The organism is Metallosphaera yellowstonensis MK1 (assembly GCF_000243315.1).
Lineage (GTDB): Archaea > Thermoproteota > Thermoprotei_A > Sulfolobales > Sulfolobaceae > Metallosphaera > Metallosphaera yellowstonensis.
The window spans coordinates 309,809-329,974 of record NZ_JH597761.1; the positions used below are offsets into that span (position 1 = coordinate 309,809).

23 protein-coding genes are annotated in these 20,166 nt (G+C 52.0%); 8 read left to right on the forward strand and 15 right to left on the reverse strand.

Features of this window, described 5'->3' with window-relative positions; translation table 11 throughout:
* Window positions 1-18: 18 nt before the first annotated feature.
* The 4 genes from METMK1DRAFT_RS02320 to METMK1DRAFT_RS02335 are packed head-to-tail and all read right to left on the reverse strand — an operon-like array spanning window position 19 to window position 3,203.
* Window positions 19-396 carry a hypothetical protein gene (locus METMK1DRAFT_RS02320; RefSeq protein WP_009070395.1) on the reverse strand — a complete coding sequence of 126 codons (378 nt, stop codon included), beginning with the start codon at window positions 394-396 and terminating at the stop codon, window positions 19-21.
* A complete protein-coding gene (locus tag METMK1DRAFT_RS02325) occupies window positions 357-704 on the reverse strand; it encodes a hypothetical protein (RefSeq protein ID WP_009070396.1) in 348 nt (115 codons plus the stop codon). The genes METMK1DRAFT_RS02320 and METMK1DRAFT_RS02325 overlap by 40 nt, the downstream gene beginning before the upstream one ends.
* Window positions 701-2,242, reverse strand: a complete 1,542-nt coding sequence (locus METMK1DRAFT_RS02330) for a nickel-dependent hydrogenase large subunit (protein WP_009070398.1) — start codon at window positions 2,240-2,242, stop codon at window positions 701-703. The genes METMK1DRAFT_RS02325 and METMK1DRAFT_RS02330 overlap by 4 nt, the downstream gene beginning before the upstream one ends.
* Window positions 2,235-3,203, reverse strand: a complete 969-nt coding sequence (locus METMK1DRAFT_RS02335) for an NADH-quinone oxidoreductase subunit B family protein (RefSeq protein ID WP_009070400.1) — start codon at window positions 3,201-3,203, stop codon at window positions 2,235-2,237. The genes METMK1DRAFT_RS02330 and METMK1DRAFT_RS02335 overlap by 8 nt, the downstream gene beginning before the upstream one ends.
* A gap of 323 nt (window positions 3,204-3,526) precedes the next feature.
* Here METMK1DRAFT_RS02335 and METMK1DRAFT_RS02340 point away from each other — a divergent pair, with 323 nt between their 5' ends.
* Entirely contained in the window at window positions 3,527-4,024 is a 498-nt protein-coding gene (locus tag METMK1DRAFT_RS02340; RefSeq protein ID WP_009070403.1) for a helical membrane plugin domain-containing protein, read from the forward strand.
* Here METMK1DRAFT_RS02340 and METMK1DRAFT_RS02345 read toward each other — a convergent pair.
* The 7 genes from METMK1DRAFT_RS02345 to hypE all read right to left on the reverse strand — a co-directional run bounded on the left by METMK1DRAFT_RS02345 (window position 4,012) and on the right by hypE (window position 8,658).
* Window positions 4,012-4,368 (reverse strand): winged helix-turn-helix transcriptional regulator, encoded by a 357-nt coding sequence (locus tag METMK1DRAFT_RS02345; protein WP_009070404.1) that lies wholly within the window; start codon window positions 4,366-4,368, stop codon window positions 4,012-4,014. The two genes, METMK1DRAFT_RS02340 and METMK1DRAFT_RS02345, sit on opposite strands and share 13 nt — an antisense overlap.
* 276 nt (window positions 4,369-4,644) lie before the next feature.
* Window positions 4,645-5,217, reverse strand: coding sequence for a hypothetical protein (locus tag METMK1DRAFT_RS15450; RefSeq protein WP_052300177.1), 573 nt, complete (start codon window positions 5,215-5,217; stop codon window positions 4,645-4,647).
* Window positions 5,210-5,932: a class II aldolase/adducin family protein gene (locus tag METMK1DRAFT_RS02355; RefSeq protein ID WP_009070407.1), complete on the reverse strand. Its 723-nt coding sequence runs from the start codon at window positions 5,930-5,932 to the stop codon at window positions 5,210-5,212. Before METMK1DRAFT_RS02355 ends, METMK1DRAFT_RS15450 begins: the two co-directional genes overlap by 8 nt.
* 4 nt (window positions 5,933-5,936) lie before the next feature.
* Window positions 5,937-7,064: a hydrogenase formation protein HypD gene (gene hypD, locus METMK1DRAFT_RS02360; protein WP_009070409.1), complete on the reverse strand. Its 1,128-nt coding sequence runs from the start codon at window positions 7,062-7,064 to the stop codon at window positions 5,937-5,939.
* A complete protein-coding gene (locus METMK1DRAFT_RS02365; RefSeq protein ID WP_009070411.1) occupies window positions 7,061-7,333 on the reverse strand; it encodes a HypC/HybG/HupF family hydrogenase formation chaperone in 273 nt (90 codons plus the stop codon). Before METMK1DRAFT_RS02365 ends, hypD begins: the two co-directional genes overlap by 4 nt.
* 1 nt (window position 7,334) lies before the next feature.
* On the reverse strand, window positions 7,335-7,589 hold the full coding sequence (locus METMK1DRAFT_RS02370) for a hypothetical protein (protein ID WP_009070412.1): 255 nt from the start codon (window positions 7,587-7,589) through the stop codon (window positions 7,335-7,337).
* 10 nt (window positions 7,590-7,599) lie between these two features.
* Window positions 7,600-8,658 (reverse strand): hydrogenase expression/formation protein HypE, encoded by a 1,059-nt coding sequence (hypE, locus tag METMK1DRAFT_RS02375; RefSeq protein ID WP_009070415.1) that lies wholly within the window; start codon window positions 8,656-8,658, stop codon window positions 7,600-7,602.
* A gap of 211 nt (window positions 8,659-8,869) precedes the next feature.
* Here hypE and METMK1DRAFT_RS02380 point away from each other — a divergent pair, with 211 nt between their 5' ends.
* Entirely contained in the window at window positions 8,870-9,877 is a 1,008-nt protein-coding gene (locus METMK1DRAFT_RS02380) for a hypothetical protein (protein ID WP_009070417.1), read from the forward strand.
* 142 nt (window positions 9,878-10,019) lie between these two features.
* On the forward strand, window positions 10,020-11,450 hold the full coding sequence (locus METMK1DRAFT_RS02385) for an APC family permease (protein ID WP_009070419.1): 1,431 nt from the start codon (window positions 10,020-10,022) through the stop codon (window positions 11,448-11,450).
* Here METMK1DRAFT_RS02385 and METMK1DRAFT_RS02390 read toward each other — a convergent pair.
* A complete protein-coding gene (locus METMK1DRAFT_RS02390) occupies window positions 11,447-12,583 on the reverse strand; it encodes a YncE family protein (RefSeq protein ID WP_009070421.1) in 1,137 nt (378 codons plus the stop codon). The genes METMK1DRAFT_RS02385 and METMK1DRAFT_RS02390 overlap by 4 nt on opposite strands.
* An 8-nt stretch (window positions 12,584-12,591) precedes the next feature.
* On the reverse strand, window positions 12,592-13,359 hold the full coding sequence (locus tag METMK1DRAFT_RS02395) for a hypothetical protein (protein ID WP_009070423.1): 768 nt from the start codon (window positions 13,357-13,359) through the stop codon (window positions 12,592-12,594).
* A gap of 279 nt (window positions 13,360-13,638) precedes the next feature.
* Between METMK1DRAFT_RS02395 and METMK1DRAFT_RS02400 the strand changes: the two genes are divergently transcribed.
* The 4 genes from METMK1DRAFT_RS02400 to METMK1DRAFT_RS02420 all read left to right on the forward strand — a co-directional run bounded on the left by METMK1DRAFT_RS02400 (window position 13,639) and on the right by METMK1DRAFT_RS02420 (window position 16,896).
* Entirely contained in the window at window positions 13,639-14,049 is a 411-nt protein-coding gene (locus METMK1DRAFT_RS02400) for a DUF3211 domain-containing protein (RefSeq protein ID WP_009070425.1), read from the forward strand.
* A gap of 569 nt (window positions 14,050-14,618) precedes the next feature.
* Window positions 14,619-15,881 carry a thioredoxin domain-containing protein gene (locus tag METMK1DRAFT_RS02410; RefSeq protein ID WP_009070427.1) on the forward strand — a complete coding sequence of 421 codons (1,263 nt, stop codon included), beginning with the start codon at window positions 14,619-14,621 and terminating at the stop codon, window positions 15,879-15,881.
* Entirely contained in the window at window positions 15,868-16,371 is a 504-nt protein-coding gene (locus METMK1DRAFT_RS02415; RefSeq protein ID WP_009070429.1) for a hypothetical protein, read from the forward strand. The genes METMK1DRAFT_RS02410 and METMK1DRAFT_RS02415 overlap by 14 nt, the downstream gene beginning before the upstream one ends.
* A 6-nt stretch (window positions 16,372-16,377) precedes the next feature.
* Window positions 16,378-16,896 (forward strand): CPBP family intramembrane glutamic endopeptidase, encoded by a 519-nt coding sequence (locus tag METMK1DRAFT_RS02420; RefSeq protein ID WP_009070431.1) that lies wholly within the window; start codon window positions 16,378-16,380, stop codon window positions 16,894-16,896.
* Window positions 16,897-16,968: 72 nt separating this feature from the next.
* On the opposite strand, the gene METMK1DRAFT_RS02425 is transcribed toward METMK1DRAFT_RS02420, so the two are convergent.
* Both METMK1DRAFT_RS02425 and METMK1DRAFT_RS02430 read right to left on the reverse strand, forming a co-directional pair.
* Complete coding sequence (locus METMK1DRAFT_RS02425; protein ID WP_009070433.1) at window positions 16,969-17,472, reverse strand: hypothetical protein; 504 nt, start codon at window positions 17,470-17,472, stop codon at window positions 16,969-16,971.
* The gene (locus METMK1DRAFT_RS02430; protein ID WP_009070435.1) at window positions 17,473-18,186 is read right to left on the reverse strand and encodes a hypothetical protein; all 714 of its coding nucleotides are present in this window, start codon (window positions 18,184-18,186) and stop codon (window positions 17,473-17,475) included.
* A gap of 679 nt (window positions 18,187-18,865) precedes the next feature.
* Here METMK1DRAFT_RS02430 and METMK1DRAFT_RS02435 point away from each other — a divergent pair.
* Complete coding sequence (locus tag METMK1DRAFT_RS02435; protein ID WP_009070438.1) at window positions 18,866-20,164, forward strand: NADH-quinone oxidoreductase subunit B family protein; 1,299 nt, start codon at window positions 18,866-18,868, stop codon at window positions 20,162-20,164.
* The last annotated feature ends 2 nt before the right edge of the window (window positions 20,165-20,166 follow it).

The window sequence follows — 20,166 nt, forward strand, 5'->3', positions numbered from 1 at the left end:
TCCGTCCTAGCGTAGCTCTCAATGGGCCCTGGACATCTTGTCCGTTATCCTCTGCGCCGCTAACTTAATTCCCTCGAACGTCAGTTCCACTGACCCCTCCCTGACCTCAGCCAACCCAGATTCTACCAGTTCCCTGAGCGTATCACCGTCAACCTCGTCAGCTCCCCTCTTCCTCCCGTAAGCTAAGTCCATGTACAGTACCTGGAGAAAGTCCATCAGACCGTAGAGGGAGGAGAGCTCCCTCACCCCAGCCTCCGTGAGGTACAATAACCCTCCCTCCTCCTTGACCAGTCCCCTCCTCATCAATCCCTCAAGGTCAACCCCCCGGAGCTTCAGCTCTTCCCTCCTCCTGGGGGCTACGTGGATCTCCTCGAGAGCAAGCAGGTCAGAAAGCACCTAGCCTCACCTTCGTGACCTCTGGAGAAGGCCACGATGGTTACCTTTGCCTTTACACCCCTCATCCTGGCCCTCATGAGGTACTCCTCCAGTTCACTGTAGGAGAGCACCCCGGGATATATCTCCTCCAGGCCCAGGACTAGGAACCTGACCGACTTGGCTGAATCCACCACGATCACCTCATCCTCGTCTCTCATTAACTCATCCATGGCGTCCAGGTTGGGGCCTATGAAGAGACCCCCGAAGTCCTCCACTATCCTTCCACCTTCATCTCCATGGAGTTCGTTCCCTACCCCTATGAGCCTCATAACCTCATCGCCAGTTTCTCCTTTCCTCCGTCCAGGACGTGGACGTTACATACCATACAAGCGTCGTGTGACCTGACCACGTGAGCGACCTCAATGGGGTTGGACAGGTCCTCCACTTCAGTTCCCACCAGGGCCATGGTAAGGTGACTCGGATTCCCCTCAGGGTCCTCAGGTCCCATGTTTATCTGTGTGGGGGTGACAACCTGGTAGTTCTCTATCTTACCATCCTCCACCACGATCCAGTGTCCCAAGGACCCCCTCGAGGCCTCAACCAGACCGTAACCCATGGCGAACTGTCTCTCCTGGGGCTTTATATAGGTAGGCCCATTAAAGTCATATGTGTCCAGGTTATTCAGGATCAGCTCGTGTATTAGGGCCAACCTCACGAACCTGGCCACCTCCCTCGCCAGGACATTTGTACCGAACCTCTTAACCAGGTCAGTCATGAGCCTGTTCCCAGCTACTACCAACATGGACAACGCTCCCACCTCGGGTGCAACGTACCTGTCCTTGAGCTTATACCTGAAAGTCTTGGTGAAAGTATACTTTCCCTTCCCGTTGGGTGGGAGAGGGTTAGTCTGGCCCATGAATGGGTTCAACCCTATCCTGTCCCCAAGGTCGTAGGTGTAGAAGGAGTGGGCGACGAACTCCAGGACGTTGTTAGGATCGACCTCGAACCTGTCCCACGAGTTTAGATCCAATATTCCCCTACTGAACACCAGCTTCTCCCTGGAGTTAGCCGGGTCGTAGTCCTCAGGCACGTTGACGTGACCGTAACTCATGAGGAACTGAGATCCCTTCCCTATCCTGTGCCAGCCCATGGATTGACCGTAGTTCCACACCTTAGATACGTCTCCCTCGGGGTAGTCCTTGGCCCACTGCTCCAGGTCCTCGACGCTCTCAAGCTCGAGGAATTGGTCTAGGGGTCCTCCCAGGACGGTCCTCTCCAGGAACTCAGCCGTTATCTGTCTTATTATACCCTTAGCCTTCACAACGTCGTTCGGGAAAGGTTCAGCGGTTATTCCTCCAGGAACCATGGCGGAGCCGTGGGGCCACTGGCCTCCAAAGATGGCGTAAATCTCGGCGTATCTCTTGGACCACACGACTGCCTGCTTATATGACGTCCCTACGTAGGGGGCCCACCTTAGCACCATGTCCCTATAGAAGGGTAACTTCTCATACTTCCTGTTGACGGAGTCTATCATGAACATCAGGTAAGTGTGCCTCACGTCGTTCTGTCCCATCTCAGCCAGGGTGAGGACGTTCCTCAGCCTCACAGCGTTGGGGGGTACCTTGGCTCCGTAGGCCATGTCCAGGGACTTAGCTGCAGAGAGCAAGTGGGATCCACCGCAGATCCCACAGATCCTTGGAGTTATGACCAGGGAGTCCATGGGATACTTGCCCTTGAGTATAACCTCAATGCCCCTGAAGAGCCTGGACATGGGATAGGCCTTGACTACCTTCCTCCCCTCAAAGATCACCTTGAGGTCCAGGTCTCCCTCCACCCTGTTGAGGGGGCTTATCACCCTCTCATTCAATCCAGTTCCCCTCCCTCTTGATGAGGGGTCTCACTAGGTACTGCGGTGCAGCGCCCCTGGCTATGGCTGAGAGGGTTATGTAAGATCCCCTGCTAACCCCCAGGGGTAATCTCTTGGGGATCCCTGACCTGTTCTTCTCAGTCCTGAAGAAGTTGAAGGTGGGGAAGTCGAACTCGGTACAGCCCATGCAGGGGGTTCCAACCCTGGTCTTGCTGCTCTGGTTGTTCCAGAGGATGTTGTTGCACGGACTCCTGGTGTACGACCCCCTACAGCCCAACTCGAAGTAGAGACAGCCCTCCCTGTGGCCGAGTTCCTTTGAAGCTATCTTGAACGTAAAGTAGGGCTGCCTGGGGCAACCGAACTGGGTTGTGGTGGAGTAGAAGATCTTGGGCCTGTTGAAGTCGTCAAGGTCCCCCTGGGTTATCCTCTCCTCCAAGATCATGGACAAGGTCGTGAACAGCCACTCTGGATGAACGGGGCATCCCGACAGGTTTATCACGGGGAGTCCGGAGGAGGACCTGAAGTCCTTCCCCAGGAATCCGCCGGCCTCTTTCCTGTGATATTGAAGACCTGTGGATTGCGTCGGGTTTGGGTCTGCTGCCGGTATACCACCGAAGGAGGCGCAGTCACCCACAGCTACCACATACTTGGCCCTCTTGGCTATCTCCCTAACCCAGTGCATCATGGGCTTACCTGCGAACATGTTGTACTGACCCGTACCGTTGGGTCCAGTTATGACTGAGCCCTCGAAGAGGAACACGTGAAGTTCCAGCCTTGCCTCCAAGATAGAGTTCAACAGCCTCTTCAGATCTCCCCCGCACTCTGGTGAGAGTGAAGGGTGCCACAAAAACCTGGCTTCGTGTTGGTGGAGAAATTCCAGGACGTCCGGGTCTGACGCGTTGAGCATGGACAGGGTGTTTCCTCCGCATGCCCCTCCCTGGAGCCAGAGAAGGTTTCTCATTTTGTAATGATAGAAACGCAAGATATTTAAGGCTGACTTATGAAAGACGTTGAATAATTTTAAGTTATAGCTGGAGAATCATTGAAAATAATTATAAATCGCGTAATAAAGTTGGAGGATATATGAATAGACGTCGCTATATTAAGGATAATGTTCAGCTCCCATATAAGTGGGCCGCAATGTGACTAGGATATCAGGGCAAACTTCAGGCCTGAACCTTTGAGTAATATCCGTCCAAATAATCACGTGAGGTATTTATTTTAAAAATAAGAAGTATTTGAACAAACTTTTTAAATACATGATTTAGAATCAATTAGATCTCAATGAGCGAGAGAGATGAGGACTACCAGGAGGGCCTGAACAAAATCAAAGAGATAGTGATATACCTCAATACCACAGGCATCTTAGACAGCATACTGGACTTCGTCAGTGACGAGAATAAGGTGAGGTCTTTCCTCCAGTCCAGGACCTACAGGGCCGTGATCGAAATGTTGGGAGATCTCAAGGACATGATAGACAGGGGAGAGGTGAGCTCTGAGGACTTCGTGAACGGAATGATAGCCATTGCGAAGCACATGGACAAGATAGGGAAGATCCTCACTATACTGGACAAGAACGGCGTGCTTGACGTGATGACAGCGGGGTTAGCTAAGGCGGCCGAGACCATGGTTCAATCGAACAAACAGTCCAACATAGTGGAGTTACTCGCGTCCTTTGACGATCCGGATGTGAAGAAGACCCTAGCTTACCTGAGGTTGATGTTGAAGGAACTGGGCAGGGCCGTTGATCCCCTAGTGAAAGGGAATGGTCAACAGAAGTGATCCCTCTCTCCCCCAGGGCTTATTAAGTTCGTCAGCTCCAGGAGGATCAACATGGCATTCTTCACAGCCTTCCCCTGTGTGGTGAGGGAGTAGAAGACCTTGACCGTCCTGTCAGGTACAACCTCCCTAGCTATCATGGAGTTCTCCTCCAGCTCCTTAAGTCTCGTGGAGAGTGCCCTCTGGGTCAGACCTTCGACCTTCCTAAGGATCTCGTTGAACCTCATCTTACCATACTTATCCAGGAGCATGAGTATCGTGAGAGTGTACTTCTTAGTGATGAGATCATAGATCTTAGGCGTATATAAGGTGCACAACTCCTCGTCGTCCCTGAGACAGCAGCCCATTGCGCAATATCCTTCGAGAAAAAGATAAAACTATTGTCCACTCCAAAATTCCGTGACCCGAGTTAAATCAATATTAGCTTAAAAAGTTGTTAAAATTTATCTCGATAGGATCCTGGAAAATCTAACTCCTTTAAAAGGATTTATGATAATTTTTTATTAAATAATGGATTGAACTCAAACAATTTATAACGCATAAATCATGGTATATCTGTCTGATCCGGAATAGTGCGATGAGACCATCGACTGCTCGGAGGTGGCTCTAGCCTCACGACAGATTCATTCTCCGAACACCTTGGAGAGGGAACTCAACACTTTGGGTAAACGTGGGGTTTTCCCGTAGAGGAAGAGTTCGAACATATCGTCCAATATGGCTGAGAACACGCTGTACAACTCTGTCTCCATCATCTTACGTATTGCCCTAGGGTAGAGTTCCGGCCCTGGCTCCAATTCCCCAGCCAGGTGTAATGCGAGGTGCTCCACTGAGCCCAGCGCGAAGGACAGTCTCATGACAACGTCATCGGAGGACTTAGCCAGGGTGAGGAATGTCTTGGCCAATGAGGCATAATGACCCTCCTCAATGTTCAGAGGGGGTACTTCCGCCTCTCCCGGTAGTCTCACACCCTCCTCTAATCTCCGGTTTATCTCCTCGCTCAAGTAATACCTCTCAACACTTACCTTACCGCCCTTGTTGAGCTGGATGGCCACGTATATTACCAGTATTGGAGGAGTGAAGGGGGAAGGGGGCGTGTAGTGGAGCATGGGCATGTCCCCCCTGCTCAGGTTTACCAGACCTAATTTGACCACTGGAAGTCTGGTCTCAGGCTCGACCACGTTTACGATCTCATCCAAGTGTTCCAGGTCTTCCGCCAAACTTCACCGCCCTTATGTACCTGGCCCCAGGCTTCCTCATGTCCTGGGGAGTTAAGACGTGTTTTAGCCCTCCCAACGCCCTTGCGGCCACGTTAAACCTTGCCCACTCCTCCATGATCTCGGCGAATGCCCTCGCCTCATGGATACACGCACCTACGGACAGAACTCCGTGATTCATGAGGATCACCACCCTGGGCACCTTGGCTCCCTCCCCCCTCACTGCCTCCCCCACGTTTCTCGCTAACTCGAGCGTACCTGGATGAGAGTAGGGAACTACCTTCACCTCGCCCAATATGGCAGCTGCCTCTCCGTGTGTGACCTCCAGGTATCCAGAGATGGCCACTCCCATGGTGTAGGGAGAGTGGGCGTGTATTACAGCATTGACGTCAGGCCTCCTCCTGTAAACTTCCAAGTGCATGCTGACCTCTATGGAAGGTTTGAGGTCTCCCTGTATCAAGTTCCCCTCCATGTCTATCTGGACCAGATCCTTGGGCTCCAGCTCAGACCTAGGGTAACCTGATGGCGTTATCCAGATCTTGTCGGATCCTGGTAGCCTGGCACTCTGGTTCCCTCCTGCGTTACTGATCATCCCCTTCCAATACAAGGTCCTCACGCTGTTGACCAACTCCCTCTTCAGTTGTTCCTCGTTGGACTGGCAGAGCCTGCAATACGTGTTGCCTATCATGTAGACCATTATCCTACCTCCTACATCTCGGGCTGACGTTGACTATCCTGTGGGTGGCCCATATCCAGCAAGTTCCCTCCTGCGACACCATGGGTGCACCCTTGGGATCCTCAGGCTTACAAGTCTTCCTGTAGAGTGGACACTCTGGGGGATCGATGAGGCCCATGACTACCTCTCCGCACCTAGCACCGGCCACGTACTCGTCCTGTGTCTTAGTTCTGTCCCTGATGCCGTACTGAGCCCTAGCGTCCTTCCCCCTGAACTCCTCCTTCAGCCTAAACCCGGCTCTGGGGAACACGGCCACTCCCCTGACGTAACCGTCCTCAAGGTCGAAGACCCTGTCCATGACCTCCTGTGCCTTCACGTTACCCTCCCACGTAACAGACCTGGTGTACTCGTTCTCAATCCTTGGCCTTCCCTCGTCTATTTGCTTCAGGATCATGTAGATGGCCATCAGGACGTCTATGGGCTCAAACCCCGTCGCCACCATGGGCTTCTTCGACTTCAGGAAGTACTCATAATATGGCTTGAGCCCGGTAACCGTCACGGAGTGACCTGCAGAGATGAAGGCATCTATGCCCAGGACGTTCGACTCCATCACTGACCCCTGGATCGCTGGAGTGTACCTGTATGAGACCAGGAAACTGAGGTTCTCCGGGACTCCCTTGATCATCTCGAAGGCAGTAGCTGGGGCAGTGGTGTCCATTCCCACGGCGAAGAAGAGGAAGTCCTTATTCGGTTCCCTTCTTGCCATCCTCACGGCGTCCTGAACTCCGTAGATCACCCTCACGTCACCTCCTAGGGCCCTAGCCTCCTCCAGGGACATCCTCGTTCCCCTGGCCCTGGTCATGTCTCCGTAGGTAGCCACCACGACACCATCCAGGGCTAGTTTCGCAGCGTCGTCTATGTCCGTCGCGGGAGTTATGCAGACGGGACATCCAGGTCCTGCCCTGACCTCAACGTTCTCGGGAAGTAGGGATCTTATGCCGTAATGGGTTATCGTCCACTCGTGACTCCCGCAAACGTGCATTATCATTATGTTCTCCTCAATCTTCTTGGCGAGCTCGGCTATCTTGAACCTCAAGGCCTTGGCGAGGTTCGGGTCCCTATAGTACTTCAGTATTGACAGGTACTCGCTCACTCCCCACCACCCACTATCTCATTGAAGTCCTGCCTCTTCTTCTCCTGAGGTAAGTCCTTGGTCATCTCGTTCCATATCTCCACTGTCCTCACGGCCTCCTCCTCGTCCACAACCTGGATTGCGTAACCTGCGTGGACCAGGACGTAGTCTCCCACCTTAGCATTGACCAGGGAGAGCAGGATGTTGTCCCTCACAGTTCCGTTTCCGAAGTCCACCTTGCCGAAATCTCCAGTTATCTCCACAACCTTACCTGGAAAAGCTACGCACACCTCACTTCACCCCATAAACCCTCTTCATCTCCTCCCTCTCCGCCTCAGTGAACGAGTAGAGGGGAAAATAGTCCTCGTCGAAGTATATCATGGGCACTCCGCAGTGCCTAGGCACGTCCACCTCCTTCCCGCAGATGTCACATCGAAGCACGTCCACCCTCCTGAAGTTTCCCCTCTGAGAGTAGGACATGGGTCTCCCACAGTGGTAAGGGACGCTCTCCTCAGCCCTGCAGATTACACACATGAGTCTCTCCATCTCCCCCACCTCAACATATCCTGGGAACCGGGTCCCCCAGAGGTCTCCCCACGTATCTCTCACCTCCCACGACTGTCTCCATGACAACTCCCTCAATGTCCTTTCTGACCTCCCCTATTACAGCTGCGTTTTTTCCTAGGGGATGTGAATGCAGAACCGCCATGATGTCCCTCACGTACTCCGGGGAGACAGCCAGTACTGCCTTCCCCTCGTTCCCCAACTCGAGGACGTCGATCCCCAGGAACTCCACCGCTGCCCTCACCTCATCCTTCACGGGTATTTCGCTCTCCCTTATGTAAATGCCCAGTCCAGACTTCTCTGACCAATCCTGGAGGAGGTCTGCCACTCCTCCCCTTGTTGGATCCTTGGCGTCGGCTATGCCTCCAACCTCCATGAGGTTGAGCATGAGGCCGTTGAGGGGAGCCACGTCTGAGGTGATGTTGGACTCAAAGCCCACCCCCTCCCTCGAGGAGAGGACCGCCACAGCGTGATCCCCTACCGTGCCAGTGACTATTACCTTGTCTCCAGGTCTTATGTTTAATGGGACGAGCCAGTCCCTAGGTTGTCTCGTCTTCCTCAAGGTCTCAATGTCGTGATCGAGTTCCTTTGGCCTGACGCCCAAACCCGATGTGTTTATCACTATCCTGTCCAGACTTCCCCTCTCCATGACCTTGGTGTCCCCAGTGACTATGTGAACCTTGGCCTCCTTCGCTGTATCCCTTATGCTGTCGACTATCCTCTCTAGATCACTCTTGGGGAACCCCTCTTCCAGGATAACCCCCAGGCTCAGGGCTATGGGTTCTCCCCCCATCATGGCGATATCGTTGACCGTCCCTGTGACACTTAACCTCCCTATGTCCCCTCCCTTGAAGAAGATGGGCCTGATCACGAAGGAGTCCGTGGTGAACACGGTGTTTCCGATCACGGCAGCGTCGTCCATGAGGTCCAGGGGAACTTCTCCGAATCCGTCACTGAGTCTAATGAAGACCTCCCTTATCAACGTGTGCATATACGAACCTCCGGCACCGTGGAGGAGGGTTATCACGTCTCTACTGTTGACCGTACCCATTTGAAGATATATGGCTTTTTGAGTTTATAAAGATAGATAACCTGAAGTTTTATGACTTAAAATTATTAAAATTATCCGAATTAACAAAACTACTCACACATGTGCGGTGTGTACCACACTCAATTGGTTAGCGATATAATCAAATATACCTTAAAAGTCCTTTTCCTCAGCAACATTAAAAAGCTTCGATTTTTTTAAGAGATTGGGAACCTTGCTTTCACCGCTGGTGGCGTCCTACATAGTTTACGTAGTGTCCATGACCGTGGTGATGAGCTGGGCCTTCGAGAGGGCCTTCCACGGTGTGGGTGTCGCCTTCTGGATCCTGATCCTTTCCTCCATGACCACCCTGACTTTCCTGTTCCTCTTCTCATACTCCCCAGACGTTCTCCTGTTTTCCATAGCGATCCTCTCAATTCCAGTGACCCTATGGAACCTCGGGAAGTGGAGGTTAGGGAGTGTCGCTGGGCTCCTGGCGTCCGAGATCCTTATGAGTCTGCTCTATTACGTCATGCTGAGAGGGTTAGGAAACGCGGTCATAGCACTGGATTTTTACGGCACTGATATTCCCTCAACCTACGTTAACTCTCCCTTCCAAGTGCTGGAGGCCCTGGCTGAGCTGGCTAACTCCTTCATGTTCTTCCTGATGATCCTCCCGGAGATCCTCTACTTCTGCGTGAGGAACAGGGATACGTTCCCCTTGATTCTGGGCTCCCTGGCCCTGGGAGGGCCGAACATAGCGTCTGAGATGACCCACTCAATCCTCCCACTCCCCTACGACCCAGTGAAGGAGGCGTCCATATTCGTGTCCCTGCTCTCCCTGGTAAGTTCTGTGTACGTCTCCAACTCCTTCATGAGGGGCAAGTTAAGGGGAGGAGAGTTCCTTACCTTCATCATCTCTAACCTCATGTTGAGCGTGTGTGGAGAGTACTACGCGGTAACGATAAACGAGATACCTTACGCCTTGGCCACTCTGATCACGCTGGGTCTGTCCTTTGTGAGACCAAAGGTGGAGCTGAGGGATTGGAGGACGTCCTTAATCCTCTCAGTCCCCCAGTACCTTTGGGGTCTATCTGTGGGTACTTGGTACAACGAGATCTCCGTTGGGCATCTCCTGGGAACACTTTTCCTCCTAACATACCTGGTCTCACTGTCGGCTAGTCACTTGAGGATAAAGGGAGCGGATAGGGAGGGCTTGGCTCACCCCAGGAGAGTGAGGTGAGGTCCATCCAACTGGGGTGGTATACTTGCTTATACTTTACAAAAACACTTAGGGACAAGTGAGCCCCTTCTTATATGCAGTGGGGAAAACTCTGAAGAAATGTTATTAAAGAGAGTTCTGCAAGATTTTGGTAGGAATTTTCATGGTGAGATTTCACACCAATATCTCAGAGCTGAGGAGAGACATACTTCACATCCTGGATTTGGTCCCCATGTCCACTTCCAGCGTAGCTCCCACCTTCAGCATAGCCGCAGCCTACGGGGTCATGGTTTCCCTCGCGGGACCTCAGGCCATAATGTCTACGCTATTGACCGCCATCCCCTTCATCTTGATAAGCCTCATTTTTAGGCAGTTCAACGTACACTTTCCCCACGCTGGGGCATCATACCACTGGGGAGTGAGAGTGATAGGAACGAGGTTCGGCGCCTTTCAAGCCTGGGTGGTCACGTTAGCTTATTTCCTGTCGATCCCTCCCATAGTGGTCCCTGCAGGGGAGTACACCCTGGCACTCTTGGGCTCCTTAGGTCTGATACCTCCATCTGCGGTGGGGGAACCTAGCCTAGTGACCGTGGCTGGAGTGATCTGGGCACTTGTAGCAGCGATCCCACTCCTCTTAGGGGCAAAACCCACTGCTAGGTTCACTGAGGCCTTCCTTGGGATGGAGCTGGTGATCTTGGGGCTCTTCCTGGTTCTGGGATTTTCACTCATGCCCCACCACGTGGTAAACCCCTTCTCCCCTGACTGGTTCTTCAGCACGCACGTGAATTGGGGTGGCATAGTCCTGGGCATGGTTGTGGCCACGACGATAGTGGATGGCTGGGAGATCGACAGTTACTCCTCGGAGGAGTCCAAGAGGCCCAGGAGGTGGCCTGGATTGAGTGGCGTGATCGGACTCCTGACCGTGCTCCTGGTTTACGGTGTGACCATGCCCCTCATGACCGTGGAGACCCCACTAGCTCAATTGTCACAAAGCGTTGATCCCTTGGCGACCTGGGCCTCAATGGTAATTCCCAACTACGCCTGGCTCATGGACGTGGCTGTGTTGGCCTCCACGGCAAGTTCCCTCTGGCTCACAGCCTTCATCCTCAGTAGAGCTTGGTACGCCATGGCCAGGGATGGGCTACTACCAAAGTTCTTCGGGTGGACCCACGAGAGGTTTGGCTCACCTTGGGCTAACGTATCTTTCATGACGGCCCTAGTAGTGCTCATCAACGTCCTCATCCTCATCTCCCCCTCCGTACAACAGTTCTTCACCCTGGTCCTCAGTGCCGCAGGGATTTTCCTGGCCTTGGAGTTCTTCCTGGACAGCGTTTGCGGGATCGTCTTCTTCTGGTTTAAACACGAACCCACGGGAAGGGAGAGACTGAAGAGTCACGTCCACTGGACCTACAGGCTTATATCCGTGTTGTCTTCCTTAGGTTTGGGATCCTTGATCGCCCTGGGGCTATACTACAGTCCGTCCACCATAGGATACCTCTTCCCAGAAGTATTCGCGACGTTGATAGGCACTGGAGTCATCATGGTGCTACTGTCCAGGAGGATCGTAGTGAGGGAGTTCATAGCCCCCGATTAACCCTTCCTCCTGACGAGGTACAGTGCCAGGAATAGCGTTAACGCCACAACCAGCATGGGAAGGAGGTAGGACGGGGTTTGAGCGGGAGCAGGAGTGATCGAGGGCCTATTGATTGTCACGTTCTCAGTGACGGATTGAGTGACCGGGCAACCCGGTGCTATTATGGAGATCGTTCCGTCAAAGAAGTTGCTCACGAAGATCTCACCACTGACGGTGTCGTAGAGCACCGACTTGGGTGACACTCCAACACCTATTTCCCCAAGAGTCTCGTTTCCAGCGAACGCAAGAACGGAATCAGGCCCGTAAAGGCTATCTAGAGAAACGTAGATGAACCCATCCCTGGGATCTACAGCTATTCCCTCAACCTTCTGACCCTGCAGTTGGAGTGAAGTCAAGGGCTCAAGCGAGGACGCGTTGAAGACTTCCAGGTAACCGTCCCCTCCTACGTAAATCTTCCCGTTCCAGAAGGTCACCACGTTAGGGAAAGTATTGAGCTCCACCACCCTATTCACGGTCAGTTCAGGTGAGATGGAGTAGAGGTATCCCTGGTTTTCGGAGAAGTTGAGTGTAGTGACGTAGATGTCCCCGTCAAGTGGATTAACGGCAATGGAAGTCACTACTCCATCTACTCTCAGGGAAGGAGACAACTCATTGCCTCGCAGTTCCCCTAATCCTCCAGGGAAGCCCACGTAGATTTCCCCATTACGTTGGTCGTAAACTATACCAGTTGGGGAGACGTTTAGTCCTACAGTTCTCAAGAGGGTGAGGGTTTCGTCACTTATGACCGAGATTGACATATTGGGTAAGGTTCCGCTGGCCACGTATATCAAGCTCTGGTTGGGATCGTAGGTCATATACTCAGCTCCAGACACGTTTATCTGCCTCAAGATCTTCCCGTCGTAAGGACCCAAGACGTACACTGACCCCACAGCAGCCACGAACACCCTCCCTTGGGAGTCCTGGATCAACTCGCTTGGGGAGATCTGGGAGAAGATGTTAGCCAGGCTACCTTGAACCACCGTGAAGTTTCCCAGATCCACGGTGTACTTTACGTACCCAATTGGTGGAGACAGACACGAGGAGCTCAGGGAGACTAGGAGGATAAAAAACAGGGGGATTGAATAGATTCCCATCACCTATCTTAAAAGTCCAACCAGTACTTCTCGTCAGGATCGTTACTTTCGTGATGCGGTTTAGCGTTCATGAGCTGACCGTAGAGCTTGGTGGATACAGCGATGACCCTCTTCAACTCCTCCTTCGTCTTCACGTTGTCCATCTCCAATCTCCCCACAAGGGACCTCACGTTGGCCAGGTTTTGGGTAGCGTCCTTCCAGAATCCCCAGTCACTCCTAGCGTGAAGCAGTACCTTATTAACGTCTATCCTCTCCTCCAATAGTAGTATAGCAGCTATGTCCGCGGTGTCCTTATCGGTGGGGAAGTGCATCTGTAACTTGGTGAGGAGCAAATCCGTGAGGCTCGCCGAGTACTCCTCCTCCCAACTCAGGTTGATCCTGTGATTGAAAGTGGGGACATCCATGTAATATGCCTTCAAGACCAAACTCTCATAGAAGAACATGCCAGCAACGTCGCCCATGGTCCTCTCCAAGTGATAGTAGGGAGTCCAGCCCTGTTCCTTTACCACCTCCTTGAACCTCTCCCTGGACGACGTGGGGAGTATGACGTTCATGTCCTGAGGTCCGTTCCTCCTGTAGAGCTTCAGGAGTTCCACGGAGTCCTTACTATCCTTAACCCTGTGATATATCCCTATGGATCCGTACAGGAGGATCTTAGCCCCACTCTCCTTGAGGGAGGAATATATCCTGTCATATAACTTGAGGTACTCCTGAGCTACACTCTCAAAGGGTACCTTCCTCTGTTGCGATACGTCGAACGGGGTAATTCCAGACATTGTTGAAATTTACTTTATTCATGTTATTAATAGTTTTCTTATGATGGTTAAGAGGAGAGGTTGGAGTAGAGAGGACGAGTAGGGCACTGGGAGCTCCTCAGCCTCCTCGCCAAGGACCTAAACCCAAGGTATTGGCGTGAGGACGAAACTCGGTCTGACTGTTCCTCTCTCGGATTTAAACGATACTACAAATTTACCCTACACAGACAATGATTTCTTAAACGTTGGAAAACACGTTTGAAAAAAATATTTTAAATTTCTCTGAACGATGAATTATTCATGAAGTACATTGCCGAGATAGGCACTGAGCATCCTCAAGAGTCAATTAGGGCCTTATTGTCAGACCCCCACTTCGTGATCCCCAGGGTCTTCAAGTCGGTGAAGGAATTCAGGGTAGAGGGATCCTCCTTCAGAGGGGTGGCGAGATATTTCGGCTTTGAACACGAGGTCTTAGGGAACGTCTACTCCTCCGTCAACGAGGTCTCCTATCCCTTCACCTTGAGGCATGGCGTTGACGTCGGTACTGGGAGATTGACGTTCTTGATACAGCCAGGTTCGGTGAGGGTTATCCTGGAATACGAGGGATGGATGGAGAGGTTCTCCAGGGGAATACTAAAGGGTTGGGTCAGGGACTTCCTCACCGACTTCGAGGAAGTAGTCAGGATGGAGAGAATCAAGAGGAGGTTGTGAGAACTGGGGATTTAGGGAACTGAGTTCAACAGCGGAGTTCCAGTGACGGAGAGCTGGGTTCCCTCGTGAATTGAGTGTACTACACAGGTTCTAACGCCATGGCTAGTTGAAAGCTCCATTCCACGAGGGAGGATGGCAAGGTCTCAAGTACACTCCTGCCCTGTCCTCTCAAGGAATTGTTGAGCTCTCGTGACGAGCTCACCCCACGCCCTGAACTTTACCCACCCTCACGGAGCTCCTCCCTCACGATTTTGATTTCATGCCTCTGGGCCCCACCTTTCCCTATCCCGGAGGTGGGATTCCAGAGGCTCTACAGGTAGTCCAAGCCCCGATGCCGACGAAGTGCCCATCCAGGTTGTTGGGGCCAAGGCTCACCACATTAACCCTCGCCCTAACCGAGGAGTCTCGGTGATGCTCATTACGTCCGTTACTCTCATTTAGAGAATGGGCGAGTTGAGGTTCAAAGACCCTGTGGACTATCCATCCCTCAAGGGAGGGTGTCTTCCACCCCACAAACTCCCGAGACGATAACTGTGAACTATAAAATTGTGAAAATGCATACTTAATGCATGGAGTTCAAGGAGTGGAGTGACTCCATAAGCGATGGGAACCCCCTCAAGGTAATCTACTTTTGGACGGAATGGTGTGAGGAGTGTGAGGCGCAGGCGAGGGAACTCTCTCTGGTCGAGAATTGGCCTGGCTTCAGTTACGTGAGTGTCAACGCAGATGAGAGACCCGACCTCGCCGTGAGGTATTCCCCTCAGATATATCCTTCCCTGAGTATAGTGACAGAGAACAGTGTGGTGGGAGGTACGTACGGGTTTGTGAGTCAAGAACAAGTCAGGGAGACGCTCCTCCTGGCCCTGAACCTCCTCTTGGGCGGAGGAAAGCTGGTCGTTCCCAAATCCACCAAAAGGGAGGGAGTAGACTCAACTCCTACATCTCCAAAGGTACTCGTGGAGAGGATAAAGCGTAATTGTCTATCGTTCTTCGACATCTATTACGGGGGCTTCGAGAAGGAACCTAAGTATTACTTACCCAACGTGCTGAGGTTCCTCATGAGGATAAAGGGGGATCCCTACCCAATTGAGGTGGTTAGGTACACCTTGGATGCCGTCATCTACAACCTCTGGGATGATGGTTTCTACTCTCACTCCCGTACCTACGACTGGAAGGAAAGATCCAGGACTAAACTCACGGATCAAAACGCCGAGATGATCCTCACGTTATTGGACGCCTACGGGACCACCAATGACTCGTACTACCTGGATTACGCTGTGGAGACTGGCAGGTGGCTCATGGGGACCAGGGTGGGAGAGTTTTATCCCGTGGCAATGGTGGACGGGAGGGCCAGGGGACCTCCACTGATGACCGTCAACAGTTTGGTGGGAGAGGCACTCCTCCAATTACACTCATTCACTGGCGATCCAAAGTTCCTGAACGAGTCCTTAAGGTTGGCCTCGCTCTTGAAGAGGAGGCTAAGCCACGATCTGAGGAACGAGGGGCCTCTATTCCTCTTGGACCTGGCTTATCTCCTCAGGTTCCTCTCAGCCCTTAACCAAGGGAGAGAGTTGGTGAACTTGGCCCTCTCCCAATACTTCGGAGGAGACGCATTCTACGACGTCACCCTAGAACATGCCAAGGTTAACGGGATAGGGAGGTTCAAGCTGATAACCGACAACTCCATCCTAGGACAGGGACTCGTTAGACTCGGTATGAGGGAATTGGCAAACGGTGTTGTGGACTACTTCTCACGAAGGTACTGGAACTTCGCGTACTTTAACCAAGCTGACCTAGGCCTCCTAGTGGAGATGTTGCATGGAGATGCGTGAGCTCTACTTGATTTCCGTGGCCCTGGGTCAGGTCATCCTAGTCGTCGAAATTATCCTACTCGTGAACTCGCCCTCCCTGCTCGGGGGAACTCTCTCCACCTTCACTCTGATCAACTACTTCCTTACCTTTGTGATACAGTTCATGATAATCTTTACGTTTCTCACAATCCTGAGGGGTAGAGTTAGGTATCTATTACCTCTCTTGATAGTTCCCGTAGTGGGACAGGTCACCGAGGCCGTCCTGGTCTACCTCCTAAGTAAGGAGAGGAGAATCCTAAGGACTGCCGTGTTCGTCCTCCTCTTCCTCTCCAGCCTCCTGGTCTCCTCGTTGGTACCCTCACCTCCCCAGTTCCTCTACAATTATCCTGCACTGAGGACCTTCGCAGAGTGGTTGGCCATATCAGATACGTTCAACGTGGCCCTCCTCCTCTACCTCTACCACCTCTTCGGTCTCTGGAGAACCCTTCCCGGGACAAGCAAGACCGCGTGACTTCCCATGAGATCATCCTCACTCTTCTCAGGGCTCATACTACCACTCCTAGTCATTCCCTGGGAGTTATTGGTTTACGACTACTATAGGAGTATCTACGCAGGCGCTGTAGTTGTTACCCTCGGGGAAGTCACGGCGACGTTATTGGTAAGTAAGCTGAGCTATCGGGAGTTGAGGCTGGAGCTAAACTATGGACTCCTCCTAGTCATCCCCCTCCTGATCATTATGACCCTGTATCCTAGTCCCAGTCCCATAGGCTATACTTACCCCTTCCTCCTAGTCCCGGCCGTGGTCGGTGGGATATGTGAGGAGCTCATATACAGAGGATTCATCATGGAGGACGGTAGATACGACCCTTACGTCCAGTCCGTCCTTTGGTCCATCAATCACGTCCTTGACGGACCAGTCTTCGTAATCTACACCTTCATAATAGGGGTGATCCTAGGCTTGATATCCAGGAGGTACGGGCTCCTCCCGTGCGTAATAGTTCACCCAGTGGCCAACATGTTAAGGTTGCTCCTTTGATCTGCAGTGCTTACAGGACTCTGCGTCATGTTGTCCACTGTCATGATGAAATCAATAACCACCGCGATCAGGTTATTCTAGGTCCCTCAGAGGTGTCGTTGAGATCACTGAGGTGTCCCGAAGGAGTTCCATGGCCTTCTCCTTCATCATCCTCAAGCACTCCTTTCCCCACTGGCTCAACTCCATCCCTTCATCCCTTTCAACCTCGCATTCCAGGACCAACGTTAAGTCGGGCAGAACCCCCAAAGACCTCGAGACCTTCAGGAACGTATCAACGTCCATGTAATAGGCCTTCACGCTGGTGGAAATCTCCATCCAAGTTGAGAACGGACTAACGACCCCCCCAGGTCTGTAGAGCCTGAGCTCTCTCTTACCTCTCCTCTCCGCAGTTAATATCACGAGGATGGATGGGGAGACATGTTGCAGTAGGGAGGCTGCCTTGAAGGCCCCTAGACTCAAGTCCAGGACCTCTAGACCTTCCCTCCTGAGTTCCTCCATGGCCCTTAGGGGAATGGAGTAGTCCCCTTGGTAGAGGTAGCCCAGGGCCGCGAGTGTGGGGGGACCGGTTAAATCCAATTAACTCACCGCCCTAGAGAGACCTGAGGACTCCAAGGTCTCCACCATCTTCTGGGAGAACAGTAGCTCAAAGGCGTTCATGGCGACCTTGTCTGCACCCTTAAGTAGAGCAACTTCCATGACCACGTTCCTCTTTAATACCGTGTAGTTGAAGCCATTGAGCTTAGCCTCGTGTTCCCACATTACACCTCCCTCCACCCTACCCTCTTTCAGGAGGACTGGGATCTCCCTATGGTGTAGAAGCACAGGGTGAACTTCCCTGGACTCGGAATCCCCGCACCTCTTGGTTAGGGAACCCAGGGCCGACCTTCCCAGAAAGGACAGTCCTGGGTTAGGTAACGCTATCTTCCTCGCCTTGCAGGCGTCTATTCCCTCTGGTGTAACCAACACCGAGTTAGTCCTAACGTAGGCCCTCCTGGTGAGCAGGATCTCCCAATCTCTGAAACCTCTCATCTCCTGAGAGGGTAGCGACACTATGAGGGGGGATCTGTCCAACACCAGGTTTCCTACCTTGACCTTCTCGTTGAAGATCTGTCTCAAGAGCACTCCTGAGGGGAGGCACTCCATGAAGGCCTTAATGTAACTCTCGCCCAACAAGGAGAGGTACTTCTCAGCAAAGTTACAGAAGTACGTATCGAAGAAGATGACCAGTTTACTGCCTACCTCCCCGAAGAGATCCTCCACCCTGTTCCAATCAGAGGTGAGGTCTATCATCGGAACTCATTTGTGGAAAGGCAATAATAAATCCTGGAGTTTAATGTGCATGACGTGCTCACCTCACGATATCTCCAACAACGGCTGAGAGGCCCTTACGATCAGTTAATGAAAAACAGATAGATTAATATTACTAATTCTTGAGTCTTATAAATTTAATCTGCAGTACTTGATTTAAACTTGACCTCCCACAGGTCTTTCAGTAAATCTGCACAGGTCTGCCATATTTCTAATCATCAGCAGTTATTAGATTTCACCTAGATTATAGGGCGGTACCTAAGGGAGAATCCAATAACTGCTGTAATCATGTTACCGTGATTAGGTTACCTTCACCAGTGCTTTGTGTGCTTGTTCAATTTTCTCAGATGTCAATCTCATTGCACAACTTAGAATTTAAAATCACATCATAATTTGAAAGAAAGCTTTACGTTAACTCTGATAAAAATTGAAGTAGCACATAAAGCACTTCACTAGAGCATTAATAAATACTATTTCTAGTGGATTATCTCAATAATATAATACAATTACAGTTCCCAAAGGATCCCTACGTGACACCTCACCTAAGGCTCTAGCACTTCTCATTGTTATCAACATTTATTAAGGTAAAACTTGTTGGGAAGTTTAGTAGAAAAAATTTTTAAACATGGTATAGTCTAATATACCTAGTAAAGTGGTGTATATGGGTCTAACAAGGAGGGATTTCTTAAAGGTATCGGGCGTAACTGCCCTAGGGACTAGCTTAGCCCTGTCAGGACTCTCCTACCAGGAGCTCCTGGCCAAGGCTAAGGATCCCGATCAGCCCATAAACATAGTGTGGACAGGGAACGGATGGTGCGGAGGTAATACCATAGCCTTCATTGACGCCATGAACCCCGCAGTAGAGGACGTAGTAACTGGGGTATACTTCGATGGGAAACCCATTACTCTCAGACAGCCCAGCGTGCCTGAGCTGGGTATGATAAACCTAGTGTATCACCCAATCTTGATGCCACAGGACAGCATGGCCTATGCCACCATGGAGATGGCACTTAACGGGGAGCTGGACCCCTACGTACTGGTTGTCGAGGGAACGCTCTTCGACGAGTTCGGAGTGTATTACAAGAAGCCCAGTGGCTCCTTCTGGTGTTCTGCTGGGAGGAAACCGGACGGGAGCGTACTCCTGTGCGACGAGTTCGTCTTCAACCTCATGAAGAAGGCCTATGCTGTAGTAGCCACAGGGGCCTGTGCAACCTACGGGGGAATTCCAGCTACGACCAACGGGTTGGGTCAGAGGTCTCCTACTTACGCCATGGGCATGCTGGACGATCCCTACAGGGGCATATACGGCTTTCCCTATTACGCTCACCAGGTCTACCAACAAGGATTAGCTCCTAACGTAATAGATGAGGACATCTACTCAGCTACCAACTCCCAGGTCAACACTTCCTGGCCAGGGCCCAGTTACCACTGGCTCTCATCTGGAGGGTTACCCATAGTGTCCATAGCAGCCGACCCACCTGCCGGAGATTGGATAATGAGGACACTAGTTTCCCTAGTGCTCTACGCCAGGGGACTCGGTCCAAATCCTGCAGACGACCTAGACGTATTCAATAGACCCAAGTTCTTTTACGGGAACGAGACCCATCAGAACTGTCCTAGGGCCGGCTTCTTCGCTCAGGGCATCTTCGCCTACGAGTTCGGAGACCCACAGTGCACCTACAGCCTGGGATGTAAAGGTACAGAGGCCAACAGTCCAGCACCGAGACTCGGATGGGTAGGAGGAGTCGGTGGATGTACCAGGGGAGGTGTCTGCATAGCCTGTACTGCACCTGGGTTCCCAGACCTCTACGAACCGTTTTACGCGCCTCCGAACGCACCGACAGTCCCCAGCACTACACTCTTCGCGGCCGCAGCTGCTGCTGGAATAATAATAGGTGCAGGTAGTTACGCCTTCTCCAGGAGGAAGAGACTCCCACAAACCCCCAAGTCCCAGAGGTGATG

What these genes read in the sequence shown, in the direction of transcription:
- METMK1DRAFT_RS02325 (WP_009070396.1), bottom strand. Translation starts at nt 704, where the DNA reads ATGAGGCTCATAGGGGTAGGGAACGAACTCCATGGAGATGAAGGTGGA.
- METMK1DRAFT_RS02335 (WP_009070400.1), bottom strand. Translation starts at nt 3,203, where the DNA reads ATGAGAAACCTTCTCTGGCTCCAGGGAGGGGCATGCGGAGGAAACACC.
- METMK1DRAFT_RS02340 (WP_009070403.1), top strand. Translation starts at nt 3,527, where the DNA reads ATGAGCGAGAGAGATGAGGACTACCAGGAGGGCCTGAACAAAATCAAA.
- METMK1DRAFT_RS02345 (WP_009070404.1), bottom strand. Translation starts at nt 4,368, where the DNA reads ATGGGCTGCTGTCTCAGGGACGACGAGGAGTTGTGCACCTTATATACG.
- METMK1DRAFT_RS02355 (WP_009070407.1), bottom strand. Translation starts at nt 5,932, where the DNA reads ATGGTCTACATGATAGGCAACACGTATTGCAGGCTCTGCCAGTCCAAC.
- METMK1DRAFT_RS02370 (WP_009070412.1), bottom strand. Translation starts at nt 7,589, where the DNA reads ATGGAGAGACTCATGTGTGTAATCTGCAGGGCTGAGGAGAGCGTCCCT.
- hypE (WP_009070415.1), bottom strand. Translation starts at nt 8,658, where the DNA reads ATGGGTACGGTCAACAGTAGAGACGTGATAACCCTCCTCCACGGTGCC.
- METMK1DRAFT_RS02385 (WP_009070419.1), top strand. Translation starts at nt 10,020, where the DNA reads ATGGTGAGATTTCACACCAATATCTCAGAGCTGAGGAGAGACATACTT.
- METMK1DRAFT_RS02390 (WP_009070421.1), bottom strand. Translation starts at nt 12,583, where the DNA reads ATGGGAATCTATTCAATCCCCCTGTTTTTTATCCTCCTAGTCTCCCTG.
- METMK1DRAFT_RS02395 (WP_009070423.1), bottom strand. Translation starts at nt 13,359, where the DNA reads ATGTCTGGAATTACCCCGTTCGACGTATCGCAACAGAGGAAGGTACCC.
- METMK1DRAFT_RS02400 (WP_009070425.1), top strand. Translation starts at nt 13,639, where the DNA reads ATGAAGTACATTGCCGAGATAGGCACTGAGCATCCTCAAGAGTCAATT.
- METMK1DRAFT_RS02410 (WP_009070427.1), top strand. Translation starts at nt 14,619, where the DNA reads ATGGAGTTCAAGGAGTGGAGTGACTCCATAAGCGATGGGAACCCCCTC.
- METMK1DRAFT_RS02415 (WP_009070429.1), top strand. Translation starts at nt 15,868, where the DNA reads ATGGAGATGCGTGAGCTCTACTTGATTTCCGTGGCCCTGGGTCAGGTC.
- METMK1DRAFT_RS02420 (WP_009070431.1), top strand. Translation starts at nt 16,378, where the DNA reads ATGAGATCATCCTCACTCTTCTCAGGGCTCATACTACCACTCCTAGTC.
- METMK1DRAFT_RS02430 (WP_009070435.1), bottom strand. Translation starts at nt 18,186, where the DNA reads ATGATAGACCTCACCTCTGATTGGAACAGGGTGGAGGATCTCTTCGGG.
- METMK1DRAFT_RS02435 (WP_009070438.1), top strand. Translation starts at nt 18,866, where the DNA reads ATGGGTCTAACAAGGAGGGATTTCTTAAAGGTATCGGGCGTAACTGCC.